At 62.3% G+C, this 15,561-nt stretch carries 16 protein-coding genes; 3 read left to right on the top strand and 13 right to left on the bottom strand.

Annotated features, from left to right (window positions below; all coding sequences use genetic code 11):
- Positions 1-9 precede the first annotated feature (9 nt).
- The gene (locus NYQ88_RS09175; RefSeq protein WP_275654626.1) at positions 10-1,335 is read right to left on the bottom strand and encodes a TRAP transporter large permease; all 1,326 of its coding nucleotides are present in this window, start codon (positions 1,333-1,335) and stop codon (positions 10-12) included.
- The gene (locus NYQ88_RS09170) at positions 1,332-1,874 is read right to left on the bottom strand and encodes a TRAP transporter small permease (protein ID WP_275654625.1); all 543 of its coding nucleotides are present in this window, start codon (positions 1,872-1,874) and stop codon (positions 1,332-1,334) included. The genes NYQ88_RS09175 and NYQ88_RS09170 overlap by 4 nt, the downstream gene beginning before the upstream one ends.
- 274 nt (positions 1,875-2,148) lie before the next feature.
- On the opposite strand from NYQ88_RS09170, the gene NYQ88_RS09165 reads away from it, so the two are divergent.
- Positions 2,149-2,616, top strand: coding sequence for a MarR family winged helix-turn-helix transcriptional regulator (locus tag NYQ88_RS09165; RefSeq protein ID WP_275654624.1), 468 nt, complete (start codon positions 2,149-2,151; stop codon positions 2,614-2,616).
- Here NYQ88_RS09165 and NYQ88_RS09160 read toward each other — a convergent pair.
- From NYQ88_RS09160 to NYQ88_RS09125, 8 genes are all read right to left on the bottom strand, one after another.
- On the bottom strand, positions 2,613-3,383 hold the full coding sequence (locus NYQ88_RS09160; protein ID WP_275654623.1) for a crotonase/enoyl-CoA hydratase family protein: 771 nt from the start codon (positions 3,381-3,383) through the stop codon (positions 2,613-2,615). The two genes, NYQ88_RS09165 and NYQ88_RS09160, sit on opposite strands and share 4 nt — an antisense overlap.
- 57 nt (positions 3,384-3,440) lie before the next feature.
- Positions 3,441-3,854: a thioesterase family protein gene (locus tag NYQ88_RS09155; protein WP_275654622.1), complete on the bottom strand. Its 414-nt coding sequence runs from the start codon at positions 3,852-3,854 to the stop codon at positions 3,441-3,443.
- 6 nt (positions 3,855-3,860) lie between these two features.
- Positions 3,861-4,625 (bottom strand): SDR family NAD(P)-dependent oxidoreductase, encoded by a 765-nt coding sequence (locus tag NYQ88_RS09150; protein WP_275654621.1) that lies wholly within the window; start codon positions 4,623-4,625, stop codon positions 3,861-3,863.
- Positions 4,625-5,866 (bottom strand): thiolase family protein, encoded by a 1,242-nt coding sequence (locus NYQ88_RS09145; RefSeq protein WP_275654620.1) that lies wholly within the window; start codon positions 5,864-5,866, stop codon positions 4,625-4,627. The genes NYQ88_RS09150 and NYQ88_RS09145 overlap by 1 nt, the downstream gene beginning before the upstream one ends.
- Positions 5,838-7,727, bottom strand: coding sequence for a feruloyl-CoA synthase (locus tag NYQ88_RS09140; protein WP_275654619.1), 1,890 nt, complete (start codon positions 7,725-7,727; stop codon positions 5,838-5,840). The genes NYQ88_RS09145 and NYQ88_RS09140 overlap by 29 nt, the downstream gene beginning before the upstream one ends.
- A 105-nt stretch (positions 7,728-7,832) precedes the next feature.
- A complete protein-coding gene (locus NYQ88_RS09135) occupies positions 7,833-8,801 on the bottom strand; it encodes a PDR/VanB family oxidoreductase (RefSeq protein WP_275654618.1) in 969 nt (322 codons plus the stop codon).
- A 4-nt stretch (positions 8,802-8,805) separates the two neighbouring features.
- Complete coding sequence (locus tag NYQ88_RS09130; RefSeq protein ID WP_275654617.1) at positions 8,806-9,516, bottom strand: GntR family transcriptional regulator; 711 nt, start codon at positions 9,514-9,516, stop codon at positions 8,806-8,808.
- A 20-nt stretch (positions 9,517-9,536) separates the two neighbouring features.
- Positions 9,537-10,562, bottom strand: a complete 1,026-nt coding sequence (locus tag NYQ88_RS09125) for an aromatic ring-hydroxylating dioxygenase subunit alpha (protein WP_275654884.1) — start codon at positions 10,560-10,562, stop codon at positions 9,537-9,539.
- A 305-nt stretch (positions 10,563-10,867) separates the two neighbouring features.
- Here NYQ88_RS09125 and NYQ88_RS09120 point away from each other — a divergent pair, with 305 nt between their 5' ends.
- Positions 10,868-11,641: an NAD kinase gene (locus NYQ88_RS09120; RefSeq protein WP_275654616.1), complete on the top strand. Its 774-nt coding sequence runs from the start codon at positions 10,868-10,870 to the stop codon at positions 11,639-11,641.
- Here NYQ88_RS09120 and NYQ88_RS09115 read toward each other — a convergent pair whose 3' ends face one another.
- From NYQ88_RS09115 to NYQ88_RS09105, 3 genes are all read right to left on the bottom strand, one after another.
- Positions 11,642-12,847 carry a DUF2336 domain-containing protein gene (locus tag NYQ88_RS09115; RefSeq protein ID WP_275654615.1) on the bottom strand — a complete coding sequence of 402 codons (1,206 nt, stop codon included), beginning with the start codon at positions 12,845-12,847 and terminating at the stop codon, positions 11,642-11,644.
- 83 nt (positions 12,848-12,930) lie between these two features.
- The gene (locus tag NYQ88_RS09110; protein ID WP_275654614.1) at positions 12,931-13,728 is read right to left on the bottom strand and encodes a transglycosylase SLT domain-containing protein; all 798 of its coding nucleotides are present in this window, start codon (positions 13,726-13,728) and stop codon (positions 12,931-12,933) included.
- A gap of 81 nt (positions 13,729-13,809) precedes the next feature.
- A complete protein-coding gene (locus NYQ88_RS09105; RefSeq protein ID WP_275654613.1) occupies positions 13,810-14,385 on the bottom strand; it encodes a nitroreductase in 576 nt (191 codons plus the stop codon).
- 177 nt (positions 14,386-14,562) lie between these two features.
- Between NYQ88_RS09105 and NYQ88_RS09100 the strand changes: the two genes are divergently transcribed.
- A complete protein-coding gene (locus tag NYQ88_RS09100; protein WP_275654612.1) occupies positions 14,563-15,540 on the top strand; it encodes a hypothetical protein in 978 nt (325 codons plus the stop codon).
- Positions 15,541-15,561 lie beyond the last annotated feature (21 nt).

Below are 15,561 nucleotides of genomic sequence, written 5' to 3'. Positions count from 1 at the left end.
GCATCCTCGCTAGTAGAACCACCAGACCAGGCTGAGCGTGATCGCTGGGAATGCTACCAGGATTATGGTTCGGACAATGTCGCTCAGAACGAATGGCAACACGCCCCAATAGGTGTCGGAGAGCTTGGTGCCCGGCGACATGCTGTTGATGATGAATAGGTTCATGCCCACCGGCGGGGTGATCAATCCCACCTCGACCGCAATCAGCGCGATTATGCCAAACCAGATGCCGAACTCGTCCGGTGTGAGGCCGAAATCGAGGACCATCAGCATGGGATAAAGGATCGGAATGGTCAGCAGGATCATGGACAGAGAGTCCATGACGCAGCCGAGAATGACGTAGAACACCAGCACAATCGCCAGCACCACCCACGGGTTGAACCCCTGCTCGCCAATCCAGTTGGCCGAAAACTGCGGCAGTTGTGACAGCGCCAGGAACCCGTTGAGCACCGCGGCACCGAACACGATCAGGAAGATCATCGCCGTCGACGTGGCCGTCGAAATCAGCGCGTCTCTGACGCCCGCCCAGCTGAGGCTTCGATTGGCGAGGGCAATCAGCCCGGTGCCCGCAGCGCCGATGGCCGCGGCCTCGGTGGGAGTGAAGATGCCGGTGTAGATGCCGCCGATGACCAGCACGAACACCGCCAGCACCGGCCAGATATCAAACAGCGCCTTGAACCGCTCGACGTACGGGAGCCGTTCCAGCGTCGTACCAGCGCCGGGCCGAACCCGCACATAAATGGCGATGACAATGAGATAGCCCAGGGCTGCCAGAAGGCCTGGAATGAACGCGCCCATGAACAGCTTTGCGATGTTCTGTTCGGTCAGCACCGCGAAAATCACCAGGATCACCGACGGCGGAATCAGAATGCCCAGCGTGCCGCCGGCGGCCACGGTTCCCGTCGCCAGACTATCCGAATAGCCATATTTCTTGAGCTCCGGCAGCGCCACCCGACCCATTGTTGCTGCGGTTGCCAGCGACGACCCGACGATGGAGCCAAAGCCGGCGCTCGCGCCGATAGCGGCCATCGCCACACCGCCTTTGCGGTGCCCAAGCCAGGCCGTCGCCGCCTTGAATATCTTGGTAGAAAGCCCGCTCATGGTCGCGAACTGGCCCATCAGCAGGAACAACGGCACAACGGAAAGGCTGTGCGACGCAAACGTGCTGTAGCTCAGCGTCTTGAATTGCGACATCACCGGATTGAAATTCTTGGTGACGAGCCAGGTGCCGACAACACCCACGGCCATCATGGCCAGCCCGATCGGGACGCGCAGGAAGACCAGCAACAGGACGACCGGAATGCCCAGAAGTCCGAGGATGAGATTGGTGGTCAATGTTCGCTCCCCACATGCTTGGGTCCGGCGCGTCCGGCAAGCGCATCGCTGATGGATCGGCCGAATACATAGAAGGCGACGAAGACCATCGCCGCCGCGCCAACCATGGCAGCGGCAAATGCCCAGCCCATCGAGATCCCAAGCAGGATTGTCGTTTCACGATAGTTGAATTTGTCGAGCATGCCGAACCACAGCCGCCAGGCGATAAAGGCCGAGGCCACCAGCATCAGCAGATCGGTGACGACCAAGATCCAGGCGTTGGTGCGCGGTCCAAGACTGTCGGTGATCAGGGAAACAAGTGCGTGACCCCGGGCGATGTGGGCAATGGGTAGAAAGGCGAAGACCGCAAAGCCCATGCCCACGGTCACGAGCTCATAATCGCCCAGGATCGGCTTGAGACCGGCCCAGATGAACGCTCTGCCGGTGACGCTGACGACAACGAGGACAACCATCGCGAGGAGCACGATGCCCCCGGCTATCGCCATCCAACGGGCAACACCATTCGCCAGACGTCCAAGTACGGACGTGTCCTGAAACACAATTCTTCTCCCCCGATAGTTGAAACGTCCAGACGCTATGACGTGATATGCTATTGCGTGAGACAGCCCTCCCCAGCCGTCGTCCCAATTCTATGGACAGCACTCCCAGGCTCTGGAAAGACAGGAGAATATTGGCAACCAGTTTGGCCCCATCCTGTCCGGCACATCATGCACCTCCTCAAGTGCTTGACGTACATGCCATCTCAAATGTTATTTATCATAACAAAGCCCATCAGTCGCAGCAAGCGACTCTCGACCCCTCCGGAGTGCCTTGATGCCGAAAAATGATGTCGTCCTCGAACAGGAAGAATCGGAAACCGGCAGCGCCGTCGATGCCCAGCTTGGTTTGGTCGGGTATCGCTTGAGGCGCGCCCAGCTCAGCGTCTTCCAGCGGTTTTTGGCTGTTTTTGCCGAACTTTCGCTGCGGCCCGCCGAATACTCCACCCTGGTTCTTATCGGCGAGAACCCCGGCCGCAAGCAGACCGAAATCGCCTCTGCGCTCGGCGTGAAGCGCGCCAATTTCGTCGCCCTTGTCGATGGCCTGCAGGCCCGCGGCCTGCTTGAACGCGTCCACGTCAAGACGGACCGTCGTGCCAATGCCCTCCACCTCACATCCGAGGGCGAGCAATTCCTCGCCCGCGCCCGAAAACTCCACGAAGAGCTGGAGCAGGAATTCATCGACCGGTTGGGGGGCGATGCGAAGCGCGACCAATTGCTCGCTCTCCTCGAGCGCCTGACCTAGCGGAACACCGGGACGCGCTTTTCGAGAAACGCGCGCAGTCCCTCCTCCGCGTCAGGGCCGGTCTGGCTCAAAGCGGCGGTCAGGCTTTCAGCATAAAGACCCGCCTCGGGCGGCATGGCGGAGATCTGGGCGATGGCCTGGATGATCAGCTGGTTGATCGTCGGCGAGTTGCGCACGATGCGATCGGCCAGCTCGAACGCCTTGTCCAGCGCCTGCCCCTCAGGCACGCAGTGATGCGCGAGGCCCAGCCGCTCGCCGTCCAGCCCGGAATAGCTGCGGCCGGTCAGCATCATCTCCGTCATACGATGCGCACCGATCAGATTAGAAATCCGCACCGAGCCGCCACCGCCAACAAAAATGCCACGCATTCCCTCCGGCATCTGAAAGCGCACGGTCTCTTCGGCCACCCGCACATGGCAGCTGGCTGCAAACTCGAGCCCGCCGCCCATCACCGCGCCGGACATCGCTGCCACCACGGGCCGCGGCGACTGCGAGATCAGAGCCATGACTCGGTGCCAGTTGCGCGAATGGGCCATCACTTCGAGCGGCTCGCGCGAAACATGCTGGGAGAGATCGAGCCCCGACGAAAAATGCCCGCCCGCCCCGGAAACCACCACCGCACGGGTCTCCTCGCCGACACGCGAAAAGAAACTGTCGAGGGATGCGATGAGCTCGTCATTGAGCGCATTGCGCTTGTTTGGCCGGTTGAGACAAATGTGGGCGATCGCGCCCTTATGGCTGATCTCGAGAACATCCGTGTGCGTCATGTCTGATCCTTTCACATGACAGAATTAGTGGCGCACAAGGCGCAGATGGGGCCGGTCCTATTCGGACAGGCGTTTGCGTAAATCGTCCGGCAGTGGAGCGGAACGGATCGAGCCGGTCTCGTCCCGCCGGGTCCAGACGCGCTTTTCACACGCCTCGACCCCGACATTGGTTTCGCGCATGATGGTGTGGCGCAGCGAAAAGCTCGAGCGCCCAAGCTCGGTAATTTCGCTTCTGATTTCAAGGACATCCCCGAAACTCGCCGGCATGAAGAACTGCGCGCCCGTATCGACCATCGGGATACCGGCAATGTCATAATGGGCAAGCCACTGCCGCTTGTTCATGCCCAGCGCAGCCGAAAGCAGCGCCCCTGTCGCATTATCGAACATGCGGAAATAATTGGGGTAATAGACGATCCCCGCCGGGTCGCAGTCGCCAAACTGGACCGTCACTGAGGTGGTATTGGTGAACATGCCGATCTACCTCGCCTGCATACGCAGCGCGCCGTCGAGGCGAACCACTTCGCCGTTGAGATAATTATTGCCCACCATAGCCATCACCAGTTGCGCAAACTCCTCTGGCCGGCCAAGGCGCGCCGGATTGGGGATATTGGCGGCCAGTCCCGTCTGCACATCTTCGGGCAATTCCGCGAGCAGCGGCGTCAGGAACAGCCCCGGCGCAATAGCGAGCACCCTTATGCCAAACCGCGCCAGTTCCCGGGCCGCCGGCATCGTCAGCGCGACAATCCCGCCCTTGGATGCGGCATAGGCGGCCTGCCCAATCTGGCCTTCATAGGCGGCTACTGACGCGGTCGAGATGATCACCCCACGCTGTCCTTCGGCATCGGGCTCGGCCTCTGACATCACATGAGCGCAGAGCCGCATCATGTTGAAACTGCCCACGAGGTTGACGTTGATCACCTTCTGAAAGCTCGCGAGATCCATCGGCCCATCGCGGCCGACGATACGCGCGGCCCCACCAATACCGGCGCAATTGACCAGCACAGACGGCGCCCCGAGCGCGGCCACCGCGTTGCGCACCGCTCCCTCGGCGCTGGCGGCATCAGAAACATCAACGGGAAAATACATCCCGCCCAGTTCCGCCGCCACCGCCTCTCCTTTGACCGCGTCGCGGTCAAAAATGGCCACGCGGGCGCCTCCCCCCAGCGTGAGCGCCCGCGCAGCTTCCGCGCCGAGCCCGGAGGCGGCGCCGGAAACGAATACAGTTTTGCCAGCAATATCCATCAGCTGGCCTCCACATTCTCGATCAGCAGCGCAATGCCCTGCCCGCCGCCGATACAGGCCGAGGCGATGCCATAGCGCAGCCCTGACCGCTTGAGTTCGAGCGCCAGCGTCAGCGCCAGGCGCACGCCCGTCGCCCCGAGAGGATGGCCGATGGCAATAGCCCCGCCATTGACATTGAGCCTGTCCCCATCGAGCCCGAGCTCTGCGGCACAGGCCAGAACCTGCGCCCCGAACGCCTCGTTGATCTCGATCCGATCGATCTGGTCGAGCGTCATTCCTGCCACATCGAGCACCGCCCGAATGGCCGGCGCCGGACCGATCCCCATGAATTGCGGCGGCACGCCAACGGCGGCGCTGGCGAGTATCCGCGCGAGCGGCGTCTTGCCGTTGCGGCGCGCATAGCCCGAGGACGCAACCAGCACGGCCGCCGCGCCATCGACAATCGCCGACGAATTGCCTCCGGTCTGCACCCCGCCGAAAGCCGGGCGAAGTTTCTCGAGCACTGCATAGGGCGATGGCCGGATATGGCTGTCCTCAGTTACAGAAGTCACGCCGCGCGGCAGCTTGATCCCGCGATCAGCCAGCCCCTCGATAGCGAATGTCTCGGTCGTAACCGGCACGATCTCCTCGGCCAGGATACCGGCCTCCTTGGCCGCCACGGCGCGCTCAAAACTGCGCTCGGCAAAGCGATCGACCGTCTCCCGCGAGATGCCATATTGCTTGGCGAGATTTTCGGCCGTGTCCCCCATGTTGACGCAGCCCGCCGGGTCATAGAGCGCTTCAAGCAGGAAGTCCTTGAACTCCACCTGCCCCAGGCCGAAACCATTGCGGTGCGAATAGGCAGCGATCGGGTTACGGCTCATCGACTCGCAACCCGCCGCCAGCGCCAGATCCACGCGCCCCAGGGCCACCGAATCCGCCGCCTGGGCGATTATTTCGAGCCCGGTTCCGCAGATCCGTTGCACCAGATGGGCCGGTGCCTCGACAGGCGCTCCGGCATAAAGCCCGATATGGCGCGGCGTCAAATAGGCGTCGAACGAGGCCTGCGCCATGGAACCGGCAATGGTGTGCCCGATATCTTCGGCCGCCACGCCCACGCGCTCTATGGCGCCGCGAGCCGCCTTGATCCCCAGATCGATCGGCGAAACCGCCGAAAGTGCGCCCCTGTAATCGACGAACGGGGTCCGCGCGCCGCCCAAGAGCCATGCATCGCTAAACTGCATTGCGAGTGGCTTGGCCATTCTGTTCTCCGTGGCGAGGCAAAATCATGATTTCGGCATCGGGCGTGACGGCATAGAGCCGCTCGACCACGTGCTTTCTGTGTGTGCGGACAGCGCGCTGGTTGATCGAACCCTTGTCGGTCACCTCGCCCTTATCCCCGTCCGGCAATGCATCGAGCAGCACGGCGCGGGCGATGTGGTTCGAGCTCCCCGTGGCTTCGCGCGCCAATGCGCCCAGCGCCTTTTCAAAGTGCGCCCGCACACTGGGGTGTCCGACGATCTCGTCGACGGCGGCAGCATCGTCCAGCCCGGCGAGACGGCAGCACGCTTGCATGTCCGGAAAGATCATCGCGCCGATGAAATTGTGGTCGAGCCCGGTGATTACCACGTCGCGGATCAGTGGCGCACAGGACGCAATCACCTTGCTGCGCAGCGCCGCGAAATTGACCCAGGTGCCCGTCGAGAGCTTGAAGTCCTCGGTCACCCGGCCGTCGAACACCAGCCCCTTTTCCAGACGCTCCGGATCGGCAAAGCGAACCGCGTCGCCGATGCAGTAATAACCCTCGTCATCGAATGATTCCGCGGTCTTTTCGGCGTCGCGCCAATATCCCGGTGTCACATTCGGACCCTTGAGGCGCAGCTCGAGCTTTTCAGCGTCCGGCACCAGCTTGACGCTCATTCCCGCTGCGGGCAGGCCGATATGCCCGGCCTCTGCAACCGGCCAAGTGGTGGTGAAGGCAAAGGGTGCGGTTTCCGTCGAACCGTAACCGGTGATGATCAACACCCGCTCGCCCGTCTCGGCCCGCGCCGCCTCATCCAGTCCGTCAAAGACGTGCTGGGCCAGCCCGGCCCCTGCATATTGCAGCAGTTTCAGCTTGGCGAAGAGATTGCGGCGCGCCGTTGGATTTTCGGCAAAAGCGGCCACCAGGAATTCATAGGCCTTGGGCACATTGGTGAAGAAGGTCGGCTGCACCATCGAGAGGTTTTCGAGCGTCCGGCCAAACTTTTGCGGGGTCGGCTGGCCATCATCTATATAGAAGCTGCCGCCATTATAGATGGTCAGCCCCACATTGTGACTGCCCCCGGCCACGTGATTCCAGGGCATCCAGTCCAATAGGACCGGCGGCTCGTCCGCAATAAACGCAAGCGCCTGCCGGATCATCTGCTGGTTACAGGCCATCATCCGATTGGTGGTGATGACGCCCTTCGGCAGCCCGGTCGAGCCCGATGTGAACAGCACTTTTGCGACCGTGTCAGCGGTGATCGCCGAATGCGCCTTGGCAACGGCATCCGTGACTGCGGTCTGCAGCAGATCCGCAAAGACGTGGCTCTTCCGTGCCGCCAACGGTCCGGTGCGGACGATGACCGGCACATCTTTGGGCACCACGGCCTCGATAGCGGCCTCAAACCGATCCCCGGCGCTGGCGTAGATCATGCCCGGTGTGAGCAACCCCACGATATGCCGCAGCTTACCGAAATCGGTCGAGACCAGGGAATAGGCCGGCGAAATGGGCGCATAGGGAATCCCGACCCAGATTGCCGCCATGCCGAGAAGAAAGTGCTCGATCTCATTGCCAGAGAGGATCATCAGCGGCCGATCGGGCCCGAGCCCGGCGTCCAGCAGCGCCTGCGCCAGCGGCGGAATGCGCTCCATGACCTGGGCATAGCTCAGCGAGCGCCAGCCGGCACCCTCCCGATCCGAGATCAGAATGGCATCGGGCGTGCGGTCAGCCCAGTGCTCCAGCGCATCGACGATCGAGCGCGGATAAGCGCCCAGCTTCTCGGTCGAGTTGATAAGAATGCTGCCGTCCGGCCGCATTTCGGCTGCTGCAGCCATTGCGCCCAGACGCACAGGCCGAATTGGCGCTGCCTTGAAATCCATGAGTCCCCTCCCTCATGGAATGTTGTTATATAGCATAACTAATGTGACGCAAGGGGGCGCCGACCGCGCCTCCCGTGATTGTGTCAGGGAGGCGCGGCGCGGGTTTCAGGTGCGATAGCCCACGTCGATCGTCCCACCTCCAGAGGTCAGACGCGACACGCAGGCGCACATCCGGTCGTTCTCTGCCTTTTGCTCGGCGCTGAGGAAGACGTCGCGATGATCGATCGCGCCTTCACGCTCAATCACCTTCACCGCGCAGAGCCCGCATTCGCCGCGCTGGCAGTCATAGACCATGTCCACCCCCGCATCGATGAGGGCCTCCAGCAGGGTCTGGTCCGGCCGCACCGTAACCGACTGGTTTCGATTGAGAATATCGACGCGGAACTCTTCCTCGGCAAAAAGCCCGCTATCGCCGAACACTTCATAGCGAAGCCGGCTCAGCGGTCGGCCAGAGGCGACCCAGGCATGTTTGGCCGCCTCCAGCATGCCGATAGGCCCGCAGAGATAGCATTCGCCGTCTGCCGGAAGCGCTGCAAACTCTCCTGCCAGATCGACATGGTCGCCCTTCGAATTGTCGCGCACAAGGACGCGGTCCCCGAGCAGGTCCTGCAGCTCATCGCGGAATGCCATGAGCCCGGCTTCGCGCGCGCCATAGACCAGGCGCACCGAGGCGCCACGAGCGACCAGGGCCTTCGCCATCCCAAAGATCGGAGTGATGCCAATGCCGCCTGCGAGCAGCAAATAGTGCGGCGCACGCCAGCTGAGCTCGAAGCGGTTCTCCGGCACGGTCAGCCGCACCAAGTCCCCTTCCCTGAGGGTCCACATAAAGCGCGAGCCACCCCGGCTCTGCGGATGCAGCTTCACCGCGACGGACAAATGCCCCTTCTCAGCGGGCACCACAGTATAGGTGCGGATCGCCTGCTTGCCACCGATCTCCACGCGAATGTTCGTATGCGAACCGGGATCGAAACGCGGCACTCCACCGTCCACCGCAAAGGTCAGGCAGAGAACATCGTCCGCAACCTGTCGCAGGCTGGCGACGCGACCATCGCGCCATTCAAGTCTGTTACGCATGGTTTTACCCCACCACTAGCGAAAGTGCAGGCACCCGACGGATCAGGCTGCGGTCTTCATCGAGCACGAACTCAAGGTTTTGGCGGGCGAGACGAGCATGCTCCCGTGCCAGCGCTTCGGCGCGGGCCCCCTCCCGATACTCGACCGCCTGTACCATGGCCTTGTGCTGGTCCTGCGCCCCGTAAAGCGACCGCCGGAATGCCAGCACGTCAGCCTGTTTGTTGAGAAACGCACTGGGCGACGCAAACGGCAGGCTGGTCACACGTTCGATCTCGCGCTGGATCGTTGAGCTCGCCAGCCCCCAGAGCCGGCTATGAAGCTCGGCGTTGAGAGCCACATAGCGTTCAAAATCCATGTCCTCGGCGCGAACCCCAAGAGCGTCATCCAGTTCGCCGAGCAACACTTTCAGCGCATCCATCCGGTCAGCACTGACGCCCCGCTCGGCCGCCAATCGCAGGGCCGTCCCCTCGAGCACGCCGCGCAACTCGATTGCGTCGGTGACATCCTCACGAGTGAAACCGCGCACGGCATAACCGCCGGTCGCGATGGCCTCGACGAGACCTTCCTGCTCCAGCCGCGCGAGCGCAGCCCGCAGCGGCGTGCGTGAAATTCCCAGCCGCTCGGCCAGCGCGACTTCCGACAGTCGCGCCCGGGCCGGAATCTCGCCACAGATGATAAGGTCGCGCACGCCCATCAGCGCGCGCTGCGATTGCATCGCACGATCCGAACTGCCGCTCATTCCGCAGCCTGCTGCAGTTCATTTTCCTCCGCGATCATGCGGTCGATCAGCTTGCGCGCCCACATCGACCCGGCGTCGATATTGAGATTGTAGATGACGTGGTCCGGATTGGCGTCGATCGCCTTCTGCTGGGCTTCAAGGATGATCTCGTCCTCCTTGAAGATCCCCGACACGCCCTCGCGCAGATTGTGGGTCCGCGCCTGCTCGTCGAGCTTGTAATTGCGCGCAAAGGCCCAGAAGTAGAAGCAGGACTTGTCCGTTTCCGGCGTCATCGTGTTGAGAACGAAGCCGTTCACACCCTGGCTGCGGTCGCCCTCCGGCGCCCCCGTCCCGGCAGGCGCCACGCCGACGTCGATGGCGATGGTCGACGGCGCCTCAAAATTGATGATCTGCCAGCGATCGACATTGCCCGGCTTGCCCAACTGCCCGCGCCAGAACGGCGGCGCATCGATGTCGCGCATCCAGCGCGTGATGGTCGCCGTCTTGTCGGTATGCGTCGCCTCGAATGGCGCTTCTGCAACCGCGCGATTACCGATCGAGGACCCGTGCACATAGGTCTCGTGGGTCAGATCCATGAGATTGTCGATGACCAGCCGGTAGTCGCATTTGACATGGATGACCTTGCCATCCGCCGCCCACTCCGGGTCCTGGTTCCAGTGCAGGTCAGGAACCAGCGCCGGGTCGGCAAGCTCCGGATTCCCCATCCACAGCCAGACGAAACGATGACGTTCGACCAAGGGATAGGATTTGACACAGGCCGAGGGATTAATCGTGTCTTGCGAGGGCATGTATACACAACGACCCGTGTCGTCGAACTCAAGGCCATGATAGCCGCAGATGACATTGTCGCCATACAGCTCGCCCATGGAGAGCGGCAGCAGGCGATGCCAGCAGGCGTCGGCCAGCGCGACGGCGCTTCCGTCCTGCTTTCTATAGAGAACAATGGGTTTCCCGCAGATCGTGCGAGCCAGAAGGCTGCGCTTGACCTCCACGTCCCAGGCTGCGGCATACCATGCATTCATCGGAAATGTTTGTGTTGTCACGTCGTCCCCCTCCAGAGCTCAACCAGTGCGCGATCCAAAATTGTATACATAACCGCTTGCGCTTGTCACGCCCGTCGGAACACGCAAAACACGTCGCACCGGACCTGAAGCTACCTCTTCACAAGGGTCAAAGCCTCGGATGTGAATTCCTGGGACTGTCGGGGCACAGACGTATAAGTCTAACGGACCGTTGCTTCTCTTGGGCCGCTGCCCTATTGGGCCTAGTGCAGCCAGCGATTTTCCTATTGAAATCAGATGGCACGGCGGAAGTTTTGGAGGGCAGTGTGAGCGAACAGGCTCCGCGCATCGCGTTTGTAACCAACGAGACCGCCACGGCTGAAGCAGCCGCCGCTCGCCTGCGGGAACTCTATGGCGACGCCCCGATCGAGGACGCAGAAATCGTCGTCGCCCTCGGCGGTGACGGGCTGATGTTGCAGACTCTTCATAGGGTTATGACGACGGACATCCCTGTCTACGGCATGAATTTCGGCACCGTCGGCTTCATGATGAACGCCTATTCCGAGGATGGTCTGGAGCAGCGCCTGCGCGCCGCCCAGCGTACCCGCATCTACCCGCTATCCATGCGCGTCACCGACTCCACCGGCACAACGCAGTCAGCGTTAGCCCTCAATGAAGTCTCGCTTTTTCGCGCCAGCCACCAGGCGGCAAAGGTCCAGATCACAGTCGATGGCGACGTCCGCCTCGACGAACTGATCTGCGACGGCATCCTGCTCGCTACCCCGGCTGGCTCGACCGCCTACAATCTCTCGGCCCACGGCCCGATCCTGCCGATCGAGGCGCAACTGCTTGCCCTGACACCGATCTCTCCGTTCCGCCCGCGTCGCTGGCGCGGCGCAATCCTCACCAATCGCGCCGAGGTAAAATTCACCCTGCGCGAGGCGGAGAAGCGCCCGGTCAGCGCCGTTGCCGACAATATCGAATTTCAGAATGTGCGCGAAGTGACGATCCGCGAGGACCGCACCCACGGGGTCACGCTGCTCTTTGATCCCGGCACGAGCCTCGAAGAACGCGTCCTGAGTGAGCAGTTCCGCTTCTGATCAGGCGGCCGGAAGCGGCAACTGCGCCAATTCCTCTACCTGCGGCAATGACATAGGCCCCTGCGCTATGCCAGCGAAGGTCGACATCACTCCGCGCGCGGCCTTCCGCGCCAAGGCGATATTCTGCTCACTGAGATAAGCGAAGGCCTCTTCAAGCGCGTGCGGAATATCGCCGTCGTATTCGGCGATCAGCTCCTCTGTCAGTGCGGTGACCACATAGTGCCGCGCCGCTACGTCGTCCGCCAGATCAGCAGCTCGAGCGTGCAGCACCAGCCGGACCAGCAGCCGGCCGATCTCCAGCCCAAGACCCGCCCGGGAGAACAGCGCAATCAACGACGCCCGGCTGCCGTTTTCCAGCAGGGTGAACACCTTGCTGCGGGAGATCGCGCTCAACGCGCCAAGGCAGGCGGCGAAAAACATGACATGGCCGGTGGTCAGCGCGTGCAGAAGAATGCGGGTGTTGAGCTGATCCGACCCGACAAGGACCTCCACGAACTCACCGCGCGCCTGTACAGCCTCGGTTTCACCGATGGCAGAAAGGGCGGTGTCCGTGCCATCCCGGAGCAGTCGTGCCAGACGATCGGGTGCGAGGGCACCGCGCACAATGCGGGCCTGCCGCAAGCTTTCCGTCACCTGCTGAACGAGGATCAGCCGTGCTGGCGCCGGCAAATCCTTGCGGCTCAGCAGAGCCCCACGCATGGTCGCATCGCCCCCAAGGCTGCGCGACAGATCGAGCAACAGCATGGGGTCGAGGAGGACATCCTCTCGCCGCAACAGCCGCTGGGTGAGCGCAGAATCGCCCTGCGAAATCAAAGCACTCGCGATACGGCTCGAAAGCTTTTCGCGCTGGGCAATGGCAGTCAGGGTGAAGGGATCACCGGCCCCGATGAGGCCGATGAGATCGGCATCGAGCAGGACCGGGCTATATTGCAGGATTGCCCGTGAGATCACGGCGCTATCGCGCAGCAGCGCCATGATGATCGGACGCGGTGCCTGAACCGAGTGCAGCAGGCCATAGGCCAGGGCGGCGCGGACCTTTACCGAGGGATCGTCGAGAAAGCCGATCAGCGCTGCGTAGAGGGCGGCGTGCTCGCCAGCGGGGCCATCGTGATCGAGATAGGCAAGTGCGGCCAGATGGGCGGCGTGACCGCGCTCATCGCTGTCGCTGGACCGGGAGAGCCGCACGAACTCACTGTACTCGATCATCACCTTCTCCGCACCGAGGCGATGATGAGACTAGCCCAGAGTGTTTAAGGAACGGTTCACCATACGAGCTAAGGCGCTAGTAACTACTGGCTATAGAGCTGGGTGAAGAAAGCTGAGCCGCCCTGCCCGCTGGACTGGACGTTTTCGGCTTCGGTTTTGAAGAGACCAGTGAAGCTTAGATTGTCGCGGGAGAAGCGGGACGGCACGACCGGCGCGGGTTCAGGCGCACTGCCCTGCGCGGCCATCTGCTGGGCGGAAAACGTTGAATTTCCAATGTTTTGATGCTTGGCGACGAGGACCTGATAGACCTCGCGAATGGTCCGCGGCTGGCCGTTTGAATAGAAGATGGAACGGTTGGCATCGGCCTGGCGCGGGAAGAGGTCGACGGCCCGCTGGTCGGGATTTTTGAGGCCGGCCTGGAACATGCGCTCGGCGCCCTGGGCTCCGAGGAAGTGGGCGATATAGAGTTCGCCGGCGCTTGGATTGCGACCGAACCGTTCGCGGAGATAGTCGCCATTCGAGCGGGTAAAAGCCGCCGCGAGGTCAGATGCGATCTGCGGATTTTCGCGTAACGCGAGGATTTCCTTACGCTTTTCCGGATCGCTGATGGTGTAGTTCCCGCCGCTAGTGACGTCGATCTCGGCGGCATACTGGCCATAACCAAGGCGCGGCCCCTCGGTCTTCATCACCTGCAGCCAGGTGCCTTCCAGAAACTGAAAAAGCCCTACCGCAGAAGAGGTTGACGCCTTGGCGCTGGGATTGAGACTGCTTTCGCGCATGGCGGTCTGCAGCAGATAGGAAAAATCCACGCCACTGCGATTGCCGGCCATGGTGAGGGCGGTCGCCAGATTTTGCGGAATGGATATCGGCTGCACGCCCATGTACGGCCCAAAAAAACAGAATCACGTTCTGTTAACTTTTGGGCCGAATTTGCTAACAGACTGTTAACCTTGAGGGCGAGATCAGGACCAATAGGTGACAATCTCGGTGAGGTCCGGCCGCGGACGATCCTCGATCACGGTCTTGGGTGTGCCAATATGGACGAAACCGACGAAACGCTCGCCGGCGCGGGCGCCGAGCAGCTCTGCAGCCTCGGCATCGAACGCATACCAGCGCGTGATCCAATTGGCGGCATAGCCGAGCGCATAAGCGCCGTGAACGAGGTTCAGCGCGACATTGCCCGCCGAGATCAACTGCTCGAACTCGGGGACCTTGAAGTGCTCCTTGGGCGAGGAGATGATACCAATGACGAGCGGCGCGGGGAGAAACTGGCGACGCTCGATTTCGATCGCTGCTTCATCCATGTCCGGACGCTTCTGCTGGGCCAGAGCGGCCAGCTTCTCGCCGGCTGCGGCCCGCGCGTCGCCGGAGAAGACGACCAGCCGCCACGGCGCCAGCTTGCCATGGTCTGGAACCCGCGTGGCGATGGTGAGCAGCGTGTTGAGCTCCTCCCCCGACGGGCCCGGCTCGGCAAGAAAGGCCTGGCCAACGGAACGGCGGGTCAAAAGATAGTCACGCAGGGCAGGATTGGCGGGCATTGTCTGGCTCTTGCTCGAATAGAATGTTAGGGCGGACCTTAGGGAAAAAGCTTTGAGCCCAATGCGCAGCGGTTTTCAAGCCGCGCCGTCTGTGACAGAGCTTTTCCCTATTGGCGCCCCACGCTCTCGGAGTCGGCGCATATGCCCGTTAACGCTAGAGGATGGCCCGGTAATTTCATGCTCTCAGCCAAACGCCTGATCGTCGCGGCCGTCCTGGCCTGTGCCCTTGTGTCCACGGCGATGCCCACGGTCGTGCTTGCCCAGGACGCCACCGAGATCCCGCCCCTGCCGCGTCCGCGCCCGGACCGTGACGCCACCCCGGCGGACACCGCCGCACCGGCTGCACCGACCCCGGCAAGCGAGGCTGCATCGGCCCTCGCCCGAACGCCGCAACCGGTAACGCTGAGCGCACAGATTTCGCAGAACGGCCAGCCGATCCCTGATGGTCTGATCTGGCGCGTATTCGAGGCAATGCCGGACAGCACCGGGGAAATGCCGCTGGTTGCCAAGTCGGACCAGGGCACGGCCCGCCTTGACCTGCCGCCCGGCGAATATGTGGTTCACGTTGCCTATGGCCGCGCCCAGCTGAGCGAGCCGCTGACGGTCGCGCCGGGCAATAATGAGAAGATGATCGACCTCGAGGCCGGCGCGCTGCGGCTCAATTCCGCGGTGACCGGGGATATTCCCATTCCCGCGACCCAGCTCAAGTTTGATATTTTCACCGCCGGGACCGAAGCCAACCGGGTGCTGATTGCCGAGGGCCTGCCGCCCAACGACATCGTGACGCTCAATGCGGGCACGTATCACATCGTCTCCCACTTCGGCTCGATCAACGCGGTGGTCCGCGCCGATCTGCGCGTCGAGGCGGGCGAGCTGACAGACGCAACCTTGTTCCATCACGCCAGCGAAGTGTCTTTCAAGCTGGTTTCAGAGGCCGGTGGCGAAGCCATTGCCGACGTCGAGTGGACCGTCATGAGTGCCAATGGCGAAACGGTCTTCACCGATCGAGGCGCTTTCCCTTCGACAGTGCTGGCAGAAGGCGACTACTCCGTCCTCGCCAAGCAGGGTGAGCAGGTTTACAACCGCGAGGTCGAAATCGTGCCTGGCGGATCCCGCGAGATCGAAGTGCTGACCTCGGTCTATCAGGGCGGTTAGAGCCGCCCGCGCGCAAATTAT

Origin of the sequence: Devosia sp. SD17-2 (assembly GCF_029201565.1) — a bacterium.
Lineage (GTDB): Bacteria > Pseudomonadota > Alphaproteobacteria > Rhizobiales > Devosiaceae > Devosia.
The sequence above is the reverse complement of the archived record's forward strand: the minus strand, read 5'-3'. Positions and strand labels throughout refer to the sequence as shown.